Origin of the sequence: Rhizobium metallidurans (assembly GCF_014196505.1) — a bacterium.
Lineage (GTDB): Bacteria > Pseudomonadota > Alphaproteobacteria > Rhizobiales > Rhizobiaceae > Rhizobium > Rhizobium metallidurans.
In genome coordinates, this window is the sequence record NZ_JACIDW010000042.1 from 1 (window position 1) to 11,818 (window position 11,818).

General features: G+C 58.2%; 14 protein-coding genes and 1 pseudogene. 7 read left to right on the forward strand and 8 right to left on the reverse strand.

The window, feature by feature from the left end; translation table 11 throughout:
• Positions 1-96, forward strand: a 96-nt coding sequence (locus tag GGQ67_RS24455; protein ID WP_183902707.1) for a winged helix-turn-helix domain-containing protein, incomplete at its 5' end; no start/stop codon positions are given.
• Positions 97-109: 13 nt separating this feature from the next.
• On the forward strand, positions 110-781 hold the full coding sequence (locus GGQ67_RS24460; RefSeq protein WP_183902708.1) for a winged helix-turn-helix domain-containing protein: 672 nt from the start codon (positions 110-112) through the stop codon (positions 779-781).
• A 352-nt stretch (positions 782-1,133) separates the two neighbouring features.
• On the opposite strand, the gene GGQ67_RS24465 is transcribed toward GGQ67_RS24460, so the two are convergent.
• The 7 genes from GGQ67_RS24465 to GGQ67_RS24495 all read right to left on the reverse strand — a co-directional run bounded on the left by GGQ67_RS24465 (position 1,134) and on the right by GGQ67_RS24495 (position 7,682).
• Positions 1,134-1,922, reverse strand: a complete 789-nt coding sequence (locus GGQ67_RS24465; RefSeq protein ID WP_183902709.1) for an ABC transporter permease — start codon at positions 1,920-1,922, stop codon at positions 1,134-1,136.
• Positions 1,922-3,091: an ABC transporter permease gene (locus GGQ67_RS24470; RefSeq protein ID WP_183902710.1), complete on the reverse strand. Its 1,170-nt coding sequence runs from the start codon at positions 3,089-3,091 to the stop codon at positions 1,922-1,924. Before GGQ67_RS24470 ends, GGQ67_RS24465 begins: the two co-directional genes overlap by 1 nt.
• Positions 3,088-4,155 (reverse strand): ABC transporter ATP-binding protein, encoded by a 1,068-nt coding sequence (locus tag GGQ67_RS24475; RefSeq protein WP_183902711.1) that lies wholly within the window; start codon positions 4,153-4,155, stop codon positions 3,088-3,090. The genes GGQ67_RS24470 and GGQ67_RS24475 overlap by 4 nt, the downstream gene beginning before the upstream one ends.
• An 82-nt stretch (positions 4,156-4,237) precedes the next feature.
• Positions 4,238-5,266, reverse strand: a complete 1,029-nt coding sequence (locus tag GGQ67_RS24480; protein WP_246400323.1) for an ABC transporter substrate-binding protein — start codon at positions 5,264-5,266, stop codon at positions 4,238-4,240.
• A 114-nt stretch (positions 5,267-5,380) separates the two neighbouring features.
• Positions 5,381-5,788, reverse strand: a complete 408-nt coding sequence (locus tag GGQ67_RS24485; RefSeq protein ID WP_183902713.1) for an acyl-CoA thioesterase — start codon at positions 5,786-5,788, stop codon at positions 5,381-5,383.
• Positions 5,788-6,681 (reverse strand): beta-keto acid cleavage family enzyme, encoded by an 894-nt coding sequence (locus tag GGQ67_RS24490; protein WP_183902714.1) that lies wholly within the window; start codon positions 6,679-6,681, stop codon positions 5,788-5,790. The genes GGQ67_RS24485 and GGQ67_RS24490 overlap by 1 nt, the downstream gene beginning before the upstream one ends.
• 23 nt (positions 6,682-6,704) lie before the next feature.
• Positions 6,705-7,682 carry a 3-hydroxyacyl-CoA dehydrogenase NAD-binding domain-containing protein gene (locus tag GGQ67_RS24495; RefSeq protein WP_210279786.1) on the reverse strand — a complete coding sequence of 326 codons (978 nt, stop codon included), beginning with the start codon at positions 7,680-7,682 and terminating at the stop codon, positions 6,705-6,707.
• 100 nt (positions 7,683-7,782) lie between these two features.
• On the opposite strand from GGQ67_RS24495, the gene GGQ67_RS24500 reads away from it, so the two are divergent.
• Positions 7,783-8,553, forward strand: a complete 771-nt coding sequence (locus tag GGQ67_RS24500) for a GntR family transcriptional regulator (RefSeq protein WP_183902715.1) — start codon at positions 7,783-7,785, stop codon at positions 8,551-8,553.
• A 153-nt stretch (positions 8,554-8,706) separates the two neighbouring features.
• On the opposite strand, the gene GGQ67_RS24505 is transcribed toward GGQ67_RS24500, so the two are convergent.
• On the reverse strand, positions 8,707-9,267 hold the full coding sequence (locus GGQ67_RS24505) for a helix-turn-helix transcriptional regulator (protein ID WP_183902716.1): 561 nt from the start codon (positions 9,265-9,267) through the stop codon (positions 8,707-8,709).
• A gap of 47 nt (positions 9,268-9,314) precedes the next feature.
• On the opposite strand from GGQ67_RS24505, the gene GGQ67_RS24510 reads away from it, so the two are divergent.
• From GGQ67_RS24510 to GGQ67_RS24525, 4 genes and pseudogenes are all read left to right on the forward strand, one after another.
• Positions 9,315-10,052 (forward strand): CoA transferase subunit A, encoded by a 738-nt coding sequence (locus tag GGQ67_RS24510; protein WP_183902717.1) that lies wholly within the window; start codon positions 9,315-9,317, stop codon positions 10,050-10,052.
• A gap of 2 nt (positions 10,053-10,054) precedes the next feature.
• Positions 10,055-10,696, forward strand: a complete 642-nt coding sequence (locus GGQ67_RS24515; RefSeq protein ID WP_183902718.1) for a 3-oxoacid CoA-transferase subunit B — start codon at positions 10,055-10,057, stop codon at positions 10,694-10,696.
• Positions 10,697-10,851: 155 nt separating this feature from the next.
• A pseudogene (locus GGQ67_RS25165) lies at positions 10,852-11,429 on the forward strand (transposase); the annotation flags it as partial.
• A 48-nt stretch (positions 11,430-11,477) separates the two neighbouring features.
• A complete protein-coding gene (locus GGQ67_RS24525; RefSeq protein ID WP_183902719.1) occupies positions 11,478-11,624 on the forward strand; it encodes a hypothetical protein in 147 nt (48 codons plus the stop codon).
• The last annotated feature ends 194 nt before the right edge of the window (positions 11,625-11,818 follow it).

Below are 11,818 nucleotides of genomic sequence, written 5' to 3' on the forward strand. Positions count from 1 at the left end.
GTGCACGTCGGCCGCCTGCGCAAGGCGCTCAACTTCTCGAACATGCAGGATGTCATCCGCACCGTTCGCGGCGCCGGCTATTCCATGGAAGCGTAGTTGGGGCGGAGAAATGCGTGCCAGTATCCTATTGGTTGATGATGACCGGAGCTTTTATGCTCCCGCAAAAAAGGCTCTTGAGGCGCAGGGTTTCAATGTCACCCAGTCAAACGTGCTGAAACTTGAAGAGTACCTGACGCTTGGCAAGCCTGAAGTCGTGATCGTGGACGAAACCGTTTCGCAGGAGATCGGGAGAAACAGCCTCAGTGCAATCAAGCATTCGTGTCTATTGATTTTTCTGGTTGCGCCGGTGATGTCCGATGCTCTCGTTTCAAGAGAGGTCCGGCAAGTGGCGGACAACCACGCGCGGAAGTCTGTCCTGCCCGATGAGCTGGCAATCCTCGTTCGAGAGCTTCTGAGCAAAAAGCGGCCAGATCTGTTGCAGAACTACCTGAAGGTTGGCGACCTTACGCTCGATCGCGAGTCACAGAGGGTTCACCGGCAGCGCCGCGAAGTAAAGCTCAGTCCCACGGAGTTCAAACTGCTAGAGCACTTGATGCAGGCGCCCGGGCAGGTTTTTTCGCGGGCCGCGCTGAAGGCATTGGTATGGGGTGAAAACGCGACGGTCGACGATCGAGCCATCGACGTTCAGATCGGTCGCTTGCGAAGGCTCGTCAGCCTGGGAAAGGCGGACAACGTCATTCGTACCGTCCGTGGAATGGGCTATGTTCTTGGCAATTTTTGACAAACCCGGCCTTCCAGCTGTTTGTCAAGCAGCAAGATACCCGAGCACCTGCGCCGGCGCCGCTATCCCCCTGGCGCATATGCACTACAGATCCGCATGGACGGATACCAGAAGGTGGTGAACCACACATTCTTCGGCTGCGACGAATACTTCGGAGCCTGATACCGCCGGGAGAGCTTCGGCCCGAGCAGGGGTCTCAAGTAAGCGTGCTGATTTTGGGAGGGTCTCAATTGTTCCGCCGCTACCGTGGCCCACTCTACCACCGCTGCTCTCAGACGCCGCCCACATGTCGATCTTCGACAAGGAGACCGGCGGTGTTCTTGAACACCTCCGGACCTTACAGTGTATTTTCTTATGCTGTGAGTGGTGCGCGCGACTTCAATGTCATCGACAAGGCAAGGATGACGAGTGTGCCGACGATGAACAGGAAGGCGGCCGCGGCAATGGCGGGGCTGACATTCTCCCGGATGGTCGAAAACATCTGTCGTGCCAGGGTGCGCTGGTTCGGTCCGGCGACGAACAGGGTAAGAACGACTTCATCAAGCGACGTTGCAAAGGCAAACACGGCGCCGGACAGAATACCCGGCAGCGCCAGCGGAAACGTCACGCGCCGAAAGACGGTGAACGGTGCTGCTCCGAGGCTCGCGGCAGCCTGCTCTATGCGCTGGTCTATCCCTGCAAGGGACGCAGACACGGTGACGATCACGAAGGGCACGGCGACCACCGCGTGCGCGCAGATCACGCCGATATAGGAATTGTCCAGCCCGATCCGGACGAACATCAGCTGCATGCCGACGCCGAGAACCACGGCGGGAACGACCATAGGCAACAGGAACACGGTTCTGAAGAAGCCCGTGAAGAGAAGGACGCTCTTGCGCAGGCCGAGGGCGGCCGACGTGCCGAGCGCTCCTGCGAGCAAGGTCGTGCCAGCGCCGATGATCAGGCTGTTGACGATCGACATGCGCCACACGTCGACGGTCATGAGTTCTTCGAACCAGCGCGTGGAATATCCGGGCATCGGATAAGTGAGAAACACGCTGGAGGTGAAGGCCAGCGGCAGGATCGCCACCAGCGGCGCCAGCAGAAACGCCACCATGAGGGCGCCGAACACAGGCTTTGCGATCGTGATGGTTCGGGGCATTAGGGGCGAGCCTCGTTCGGTTGCAGGCGATTGTAGATGCCGTAGAGGAGGAAGGTTGAGACCAGCAGGATCGCGCCGAGCGCGCCGGCCATGCCCCAGTTTGCCGAATTGATCGCATAGTAAGCGATGACGGAGGAGATCATCTGGTCTTGAGCGCCACCGATCAGCGCCGGTGTTATGTAGTACCCGATGGCAGCCATGAAGACGAGCAGTGCACCGGAAACCATGCCGCGCGCCGCAAGCGGCAGCAGCACCCGATAGAAGGCGCGCCAGGGCGGAGCGCCGAGAGAGGCGGCTGCCGGCATTAGGTTGCGCGGGATCGTGAGAAGCACCGAATAGATCGGCAGGACCATGAACGGCAGCAGGACATGCGTCATTGCGATGACGACGCCGATCTTGTTGAAGATAAGGTGGACCGGGGCGCTGGTGACGCCGAGCCACATCAGCGCGCCGTTGATCAGCCCTTTGTCCTGCAACAGAACGAACCATGCAGCCGTGCGGACGAGCAGCGATGTCCAAAGCGGCAGAAGGACGGCGCCAAGAACGAGCTGCCGCTTCCATCCATCAAGCGAAGCCGCGAGCATTGCGTAGGGAAGGCCGAGCAGAACGCATGCGAGCGTCACCATCAGGCTCACGCCGAGCGTTCGAAACAGGATGGTCTTGTTGACCGACTCGCCCTCCGGCAATGCTTCGATTTCCCCTGCCGCATTGCGCTTGTAGTCCAGTGCCGCCAGGAAATAGCGATCGGTATAGGGCTTGGTCGAATCCGCCAGCGCTTGCCAGAAGCGAATGTCGGACCAACGCTTGTCGACGGAAGCCAGATCGACGTCTCCGCCAGACTTGACCGCTTCGATCGTCCGCGCCATTAGCGTTCTGAAGCCGGGCTGGGCGCTGTTCAGGCGACGCACCATGTCGCCCATCAGCTGCTGATCGGTGTCGGCGCGCAAATCCTTCAACAAAGCGTCCCGCATCTCCACCGAGGGATCGGACTGGCGATCCCATTTTACGGTGGCGGCGCTGATCGCCGGGAAGACCTGCATTCCCACAGGGTCGGAAACGGAGCCCTTCATCATCGTGAACAGGGGCCAGACGAAGAACACCGCCAGGAATGCAACCAGCGGAAGGATCAGACACCATGCGCGAAAGCTTTCGGACAGATATCTCTTCATGACGGGATGACCCAACAGTCCACGGCGTTGAAGGAGAGGCTGGCTGTATCGCCGGCGTTAAACTCGACCGTTCGCCGCTCTGCCTTGGCAACCAGCCCGAAAGCCTCGTCACCGAACTGCACGCGCAGATGATCGCCGAAATACACGACGTCCTTGATCGGCGCGGAAATCACATTTTCACCGGCGGCGCCGGGGGAAAGGCTCACGCGTTCCGGCCGCAGTGAAACGAGTACCTTGCCGACCCTTGCAAGGGATTTTGGGCGCGCAACCTGGATTTTCGTTCCTCCCGGCAGTGCCACCACCGCATCGCGCTCGCCGATTTCGACCACGTCGCCAGCAAGGATATTCGTTTCGCCGATAAATTCGGCAACGAAGCGTGAACTCGGATGGTCGTAGATTTCCCGCGGCGTGCCGATCTGCTCGATCTTGCCGCGGTTGAAGACGGCAATCCTGTCGGACATGGTCAAGGCTTCGGACTGGTCATGCGTGACGAACACGATCGTCAAACCCAGCCGCTTGTGTAGTGCCCGAATGTCGAGCTGCATTTGCTCGCGCAATTGCTTGTCGAGAGCCCCGAGTGGCTCATCCATCAGCACGACGGAAGGTTCGAACACCAGCGCGCGCGCCAGCGCGACACGCTGCTGCTGCCCACCGGAAAGCTGGATCGGACGTCGATCCTTAAGCGAGCTGAGCTGGACCATGTCGAGCGTACGCGAGACACGGGCCGCGATATCGGCGCGAGACACTCCCTGCATCTCCAGCGGAAACGCAATATTGCCGGCAACCGTCATATGCGGGAAAAGCGCGTAGTTCTGGAATACCACGCCCATGTTGCGCTTGTGCGGCGGAAGCAGGTCGATGCGGCTGCCGCCTACCGAGATGGTTCCCTCACTGACGTCCTCGAAGCCCGCAAGCATCATCAGAATGGTGCTTTTGCCGGAGCCTGAGGGGCCGAGAAGGCTGACGAACTCCCCTTCCCGAATGTCCAGGTCGAGACCATCCACGACCCGCAGAGGGCCGTAGGACTTGCCAACGCTCTCGAATTTGATGTTCACTTTGCTCAAGGACGTTTACTCCGGCAGCGTCGTACACCGACTGGACGCGGGGCTTTGAGCGGCCCCGCGCCATGGTCGAAGCAGGTTCAAGTTACTGGGCGAGCCAGGCGTTGAAACGTTGGGTCAAAGCTTCAGAATTGTCGATCCAGAAATCGACGTCCAATGCCAGAGCTCCCTCGAGATTTTTCGGAGACGTCGGGAGATCCGGCTGCATGGCGGCCGGCACATTGGCTGCGGCTTCCTTGTTCGGGAGTCCGTAGGCGACGAAATTCGGCAGCTTGACCTGGTTTTCGGCAGCACTTGCGAAGGCGATGAAATCCATCGCCGCATCTTTGTTTTCGGCGCCCTTCAGGATAACCCAGCTGTCCACGGCGTACATGCTGCCGGGCCAGACCACCTTGAAGCGCTTGCCTTCCGTGCGGTTGATGCCGGTGATGCGGCCGTTATACGACGTCGTCATCGCCACTTCGCCCGATGCGAGGAACTGCAGGGGCTGCGCTCCGGCTTCCCACCACACGAGGTTCGGCTTCAGCTGGTCGAGCTTCTTGAAGGCCCGATCCACGCCTTCGGCGGTCGCAAGCGTTTCGTAGACCTTTTCCTTCGGAACGCCGTCGGCGAGCAGTGCGAATTCGAGATTGTATTGCGGTCCCTTGCGAAGCGCGCGCTTGCCCGGGAACTTCTTCACATCCCAGAAATCCGCCCAGGATTTCGGCCCGTCGGCGAGCTTTGCCTCGTCATAGGCGATCGCGGTAGAAAACACGTTGGTGCCGACCGAGCAATCGCCGACGGCCGCATCCATGTACTTCTCCTTGCCGCCGAGCTTTGCCCAGTCCAGCTTTTCGTACAGACCATCGCCACAACCGAGCGCGACGTCGATCGCCTCGACATTGACGACATCCCAGTTCGGATTGCCAGCCTTGACCTTGGCCTGCAGGACGCCGGTCCCACCGTCCCAGGATTCCTCCAAAAGCGGCTTGCCGGCCTTTGCAGCAAACGGCTTGAAATAGATTTCGCGCTGGGCGTCCTGATAGGTTCCCCCCCAGGAGGTCACGGTGAGGTCACGCGCCTCGGCCGACATCACGCCAAGTGCGGACGCTATGAGAACTGTGGTGGAAAACATTGCAACGCGTTTCATTTTTCTTCCCCTTTTAGGTTGTCCTTCGGTATTTGCCGAGGATGCACTCGAATTGGCTTGCTTCCTTATATGTATCTGCGGATCGGCCTCCTTCCGATCTCAAGTGAGGCGGGCTCGGATTTCCGCCGGGATCGGATGGCTCTCCCGGGAATCCAGGTTGAAGAACACTTCGACAGTCTCGCAAGTCGCGAACAGATCCTGCGTCCGTGCATCAACCATCTCCATCTGAAGCTTCACGGACTTCGTGCCGACATGGGACACGCGACTGCGAATATTGGCGATCGTTCCGGCCACGGCCTCGGAACGGAAGCTGAGCTTGATCTCCGCACTGACGGGGACGATCGCCTGCTTCCCGCTGATGCCGCACCTGCCCCAGAAGACGAAAATCGCATCGTCGAATATGGCGGCGTAGTGGCGGACGTTCATGTGACCGAAATGGTCGCACTGCCACTGATGCACGACGATCGTCGTGAGTGCCTGCGTTGCGGCTTCTGCCTCCGTATCCATCAGTTCACACCGAGAATTTCGCGCGCCTCGTCGGGCGTGGCAACTTCGCAACCGAGCTCACGGATGATGCGGCCGGCGCGCTCGACCAGCTGGCCGTTGGTAGCGAAGACCCCGCGCTCCAGATAGATGTTGTCTTCGAGGCCGACACGGCAGTGACCGCCCAAAATGGTCGAGAGTGCCACGATCTCCATCTGCCAGCGGGATATCCCGAAAGCGCTCCAGATCGCGTCCTGCGGCAGAAGCTCCTTCATGTAGATGAGCGTCTTTGCATCCGCCGGTGCGGACCATTTCACGCCGAGGCAGAGCTGGAACAGCGGCGGCTGGTCGATATGTCCCAGCTCGATGAGCCGGCGTGCCAGAAGAATGTCGCCGGGATTAAAGGCTTCGATTTCAGGCTTGACGCCCGCCGAACGGATAAGTTCGGCCATATCGCGCAGCTTGCCCGGCGTGTTCATGAAGATGCAGTCCGGCGCACCGGCGATGCCGCCCTCGAGGTTCATCGTGGTGGTGTCCAGCGTGCAGATTTGCGGTCGCAGCTCCACGACATGCGCGACGCGCTCTTCGGCGGTACCGATATCCGTCGATCCATGCGCCAGGGCTTCGTTCGTCGGCTCGGGAACGAAGGTTGCTCCCATGCCCGTCGTCAGGTTGACGAGAATGTTAGGGTTCGCTTTGCGGACCATCCGCACGATCTCGCGGAACACCTCAGGCGATCGATCGCCGATGCCGGTTTCCGGATTTCGGCCATGAATGTGGACGACGGAGGCACCAGCCTTCGCCGCCTCGAGGCAGGAATCCGCGATCTGCTGCGGCGTGACCGGATAATTCGGATAGCGCGGATGAATGGGTCCGTCTCCGGTGACCGCGCAGGTGAGAACGACTTTACGTTTCATGGGAGCTCTCGATTCGCTGAAAATTAGGATGGATCGTTGGCGGCGCGTGCCGCATCGACGTTTCTGGTTGCGGAGATGAGGGCGACCAATTTCTCGTCGCGTTCATCCCTGAGCTGGCCGTAGCCTCGGTGTCCACTCTCCTCGGCAATTCCCGAAATGAGCTTGCCGATGGTCTCATCCGTCAACTTTGGTTGACCGAGGTCGTCCCACCAGAGGTGATAGCTGTCGCGGAATTGCTCGCAATAGGCGCGTATCCCACCGGGGCCGCCACCTAGGTTCAGAAGCATGTGCGGCCCCATGACCGCCCAGCGCATGCCGGGACCGGCACTGATCGCCGTATCGACATCGCCCACACTGACGACATCCTCCGCCACAAGATTGATGGCTTCCCTCCAGAGAGCGGCCTGCAGACGGTTCGCGACATGTCCCATCACTTCACGCTTCAGCGTGATGGTCTGCTTTCCGCAGCTTTCATAAAGCCTCCGGGAAACCTGGATCGCATCTACGGCCGTAGCGTCATTGCCATAAAGCTCGACCAGCGGAATGATGTGCGGTGGATTGAAAGGATGAGCAATGATCAGGCTGGATGGGTTCTTCCATCCCTTTTGCAGGTCGGAAAGCTTCAACCCGGAAGAACTGGTCCCCACGATCGTGCCCGGCCGCAACGCGGGCTCGATCTCGGCATAGAGCGCCATCTTCAGATCAAGACGTTCCGGGATGCATTCCTGAACGAAATCCGCTTCGCGAACCGCATCGGCGGCGGCGTTGAAAGCAGCCCAGTCCGGCTCGTCACCTGCCTTTTCGAGACCAAGCTTGATCAAGGTGGGCTGGACCGCTTTCCAAAATTCCGTGAATTTCTCTCCAGCGTCGACATGGCTGTCGAAAAGATGAACCCGCCGCCCAGAGGCCGCAAACAATGCAGCCCAGCTGCATCCGATGAGGCCAGCGCCAAGGATTGCTACCGTTTTGAAATTTTCATGTCCCAATGTGTGACCCGCCACGAGGCGCCTCCGATTTGATATCTGATCAGATCACTAATCTGATATCTGATCAAGCCTTGACGTGCGGATATGAAAAAAATTATGAATTGGGAAATGCCTGATGGCTGAACTTGCATTGCAATTAAGCTTGGTCAATTCGGCCAACTGCGATACTGCGCTGCGCAGTGGCCGGGCCGTAATAGGAAGCAGCATGTCCAAAAGTAAAAGCGAGCTACCCACCATCAGTTTCCAGAGGGCCGGTCCGGATAGCGAGCTCATCTATATCGAGTTGAAGCAACTCCTGATGATCGGCGAATTTACGCCCGGCCAGAAGCTGCCGCTCCCCATGTTGGCAGCCGCGTTCGGGACGAGCCAGATGCCGATACGAGAGGCGACGAACCGTCTTATTTCCGTGCGCGCTCTGGAGTCACCTCCCAGACGATCATTGTGCGTGCCGGAGGCGACTATCGAGCGCATAGACACTCTGCTTCCATTGAGGCTGCTGCTGGAAGGGGAAGCCACGCGGCTGGCGACGCCAAACGCGACCAGTCGGCTGACCGATGAACTGGCTGCCATAACGGAGGAAATGGGTTCAAAAGTTCCGAACGACGATTTCAAAGCTTATCTTCGCCTGAATCAGCAGTTCCACTTTTCCATTTATCAAAGCTGCGGAAATAGTGAACTCATCGATCTCATCGAACTTTTGTGGATGCGCTACGGCCCGATGCTCAACATCGTGCGCAACGGGGCTTTGTCGAAAGCAGGCCAGCAGCATCACCTCGAGATCATACGGGCGCTTCGGGATCGTGACGCCAAAATTGCGGCTGCGTCGATGCAAGCCGATATTCGAGACGCAGCAATTCCCGTCAGGTCAGCTCTGGAGGGTAAATGACAGTGCGGCAGACTTGCGAAAGTATTCCAAGATAGCTTTTCCGCTTTCGGCGGCAGTTCGCCGAAGGGCTGTCGTGAAGAGGCGCTACGACCGCTTCAAGCGACATCTATCCTGTCGATCCTTATATTTGCGCCCTTTTCAATGCTACTCTTGCTATTCGACGTTTGCTCCGAACGCTGCGGCTAGATGAGCCGCATTCTTGATGCCGGCCGCCTTCATGAGACGTGCACGGTGCGATTCTATCGTTCTGACCGAAAGCGAGAGTTCGGCCGCTATATCCGCGTTCGTCTTTCCCTGAGCAACCAGCGCAACGATCTGCTTCTGACGGGATGTCAGGTGGAGCTTCTCAATCTCGACCGGCCTGGAAATCGGCTGAAAGCAGTAAAGCGCTTGCGCAAACGGAGTCTGAGCGTTCTTCGCGCGGCCGTGAACCTGGCACCAGAACCGCCGGCCATTGCTTGCGGTCATCACCCTTTCGTCGCGATACACGATGCCTTCGGCAAGGTGTGCGCCCCAGATCTGGCCGATACGCGCAAAGTCGGCTTTTTGCGGGTAGAGATTTGCGAAGCTCCTGTCGATCAGTTCCTCCCGCGCATATCCGAAAAGCCCGAGGAAGGCCGAATTGCAGTCTCTTATGATTCGGTAATTTGCCAAAACCATCGGCACGGGAATATCGTCGAGGAAAAAGCGGTTTCGAACGTTGTCTGAATTCATGCAGTATTAATACTGCTAACGCTGGCTCCATTCAAGCCTTAGCCTCCATGTGTCAACTTGGGGAGATACGCGTGGGCAAAATTTCATCAACAGCGGAAGAGGCATTGGCGGGAAAACTCCGGAATGGCATGACGATCATGTCGGGAGGGTTCGGGCTTTGCGGTATTCCTACCACCCTTATCGAGGCGATCAGGCTGTCGGGCGTCAACGACCTAACGGTCATCTCCAACAACGCAGGCGTCGATGGCTATGGCTTGGGGATCCTGCTTGAAAGCCGGCAGGTGCGCAAGATGATCTCGTCTTACGTCGGCGAAAACAAGCTTTTTGCCGAACTGTATCTAACGGGAAAGCTTGAGCTCGAATTCAATCCGCAAGGTACGCTCGCCGAGCGCATTCGGGCCGGAGGCGCCGGCATTCCCGCCTTCTACACGAAAACCGGCGTAGGGACACTTGTCGCGGAAGAGAAGGAAGTGCGCCGCTTCGGTGATGACGAATACGTTTTGGAAACAGGTCTCGTTGCCGATGTAGCGATCGTGCATGCGTGGAAGGCCGATCCGGAAGGGAACCTGATCTATCGGAAAACGGCCCGTAACTTCAACCCTGTGATGGCGACCGCCGCGCGTTACACAGTCGCGGAAGTGGAGGAGATTGTTCCGCTGGGAGCCATCGACCCCGATCACATACACACGCCTGGCATATTCGTTAAAAAAATAGTCCTTTCGGAGAACCATGAGAAGCGCATCGAACAGCGCACGGTTCGCACCAAACTCAGCGAGGTAGCGTAAGAATGGCCTGGACACGCGAACAGATGGCGGCACGTGCCGCACGTGAACTGAAGGACGGCTACTATGTCAATCTTGGCATTGGCATTCCCACTCTCGTTGCAAACTACATTCCTGAAGACATGGAAGTGACGCTGCAGAGCGAGAATGGAATGCTGGGGATGGGACCATTTCCCCTTGACGGCGAAGAGGATGCCGACCTTATCAATGCGGGGAAGCAAACCATCACGCAACTTCCAAAGACCAGTTTTTTCTCCTCGGCCGACAGCTTTGCGATGATACGGGGCGGACACATCGATCTTTCCATCCTCGGCGCCATGCAGGTTTCGCAGAGCGGCGACCTGGCAAACTGGATGATTCCCGGGAAGATGGTGAAGGGAATGGGTGGCGCGATGGACCTTGTCGCCGGCGTCAAGCGCGTCGTCGTTGTCATGGAGCATGAGGCGAAGGGCGAACCGAAACTGGTTTCGCAGTGTAATTTGCCATTGACCGGTCGGCGGGTAACGGACCTCGTCATCACCGATCTCGGTGTGTTCGACGTTGCCAGAAGCGGCCCGGCCAGAATGACTTTGATCGAACTCGCCGATGATGTAACACTCGACGAAGTCCGGGCAAAAACCGAAGCACCGTTTTCGATCGCATTTTAAAGCATGTCGCAGCCAACCTGATTCAGGATTCCCGTTTGACGTGATTTGTGATTCACTTAGAGCACGTCCATTGAACGCGGAATCGCGTTGAGGATTCCCCTGGCTGCCGAATTCTGATTCCATTGCCCCGACTGTTTGATTTGGTCGGAGACAATATGACCCGAGCTTTCAGTGATGATCCGCGTAGCCGCGTTCTGGCTGCGTCACGCGACGGCATGTCGGCGCGATCAGCGGCGGCCAGACTTGGAATTGGCATTTCAACGGCCATCGCCTGGATCGCCAGCGCACGGGCGGGTCAGTTGACGCCTGCGAAGCAGGGCCGACGTGGTGGCTCACGCCTCGATGCTCACGCGGACTTCATCATCGGCATGATCGAAGAGGAAAAGGATATCACGCTCAACGAGATGGTTCTGCGATTGCGTCAGGACAGAGCTGTATCGATCGGCCGTAGCGCGCTTGACGTCTGGCTGCGAAAGCGCGGCTGGACTTTCAAAAAAAGACCGCACATGCACTGGAGCAGGAGCGTCCTGACCTCCTGAAACGTCGTCAGGAATGGTTCGACGGCCAACTCGATCTCGATCCGGCGCGGTTCGTCTTCATCGATGGTGAGACGGACAAGCAATCGATCCAGTGAATCGATTGCCCGCCGAACGGCCTAAGCACGAAGATGTCTCGGCTTCGCGGACGAGCCCCTTGCGGAGATCGATGCCGCTCACCGGTCCCACACGGCCATTGCGATGCGCTGGAACAGCGAGTACTAATTGGTATCAAAGACCGTCTAATGGAGAAGGACGCGATCGCAGAGGCACTGAATGCTTATCGGGGCGAAGCAAAACGCCTCGCTCAGGAACGCAATATGCAGTTTGGCAGCTGGGCATCCGAGTTAGCAAAGGTCAAGAAGCAGATCGAGAACATAGTTCTGGCGTAAGCATACGGCGGAGGCCGCGGCTGGATTATTTTGCGGTCAGTGATGCTTGTTCTGGCTTTTGGCGAAACCGGCTTTTACGAGCGTTCGGCGGCGTGCCAATTTCGCTAACCTTTCATTGATCGTAGCGACGCTGATATCTTCCGGCCCAAAGCGTCCGCCATACCATTCCACGACTTGGCGGTGTTGTTTGTGGC

What these genes read in the sequence shown, in the direction of transcription:
- GGQ67_RS24460 (WP_183902708.1), top strand. Translation starts at nt 110, where the DNA reads ATGCGTGCCAGTATCCTATTGGTTGATGATGACCGGAGCTTTTATGCT.
- GGQ67_RS24465 (WP_183902709.1), bottom strand. Translation starts at nt 1,922, where the DNA reads ATGCCCCGAACCATCACGATCGCAAAGCCTGTGTTCGGCGCCCTCATG.
- GGQ67_RS24470 (WP_183902710.1), bottom strand. Translation starts at nt 3,091, where the DNA reads ATGAAGAGATATCTGTCCGAAAGCTTTCGCGCATGGTGTCTGATCCTT.
- GGQ67_RS24480 (WP_246400323.1), bottom strand. Translation starts at nt 5,266, where the DNA reads ATGTTTTCCACCACAGTTCTCATAGCGTCCGCACTTGGCGTGATGTCG.
- GGQ67_RS24485 (WP_183902713.1), bottom strand. Translation starts at nt 5,788, where the DNA reads ATGGATACGGAGGCAGAAGCCGCAACGCAGGCACTCACGACGATCGTC.
- GGQ67_RS24490 (WP_183902714.1), bottom strand. Translation starts at nt 6,681, where the DNA reads ATGAAACGTAAAGTCGTTCTCACCTGCGCGGTCACCGGAGACGGACCC.
- GGQ67_RS24500 (WP_183902715.1), top strand. Translation starts at nt 7,783, where the DNA reads ATGGCTGAACTTGCATTGCAATTAAGCTTGGTCAATTCGGCCAACTGC.
- GGQ67_RS24505 (WP_183902716.1), bottom strand. Translation starts at nt 9,267, where the DNA reads ATGAATTCAGACAACGTTCGAAACCGCTTTTTCCTCGACGATATTCCC.
- GGQ67_RS24510 (WP_183902717.1), top strand. Translation starts at nt 9,315, where the DNA reads ATGTGTCAACTTGGGGAGATACGCGTGGGCAAAATTTCATCAACAGCG.
- GGQ67_RS24515 (WP_183902718.1), top strand. Translation starts at nt 10,055, where the DNA reads ATGGCCTGGACACGCGAACAGATGGCGGCACGTGCCGCACGTGAACTG.
- GGQ67_RS24525 (WP_183902719.1), top strand. Translation starts at nt 11,478, where the DNA reads ATGGAGAAGGACGCGATCGCAGAGGCACTGAATGCTTATCGGGGCGAA.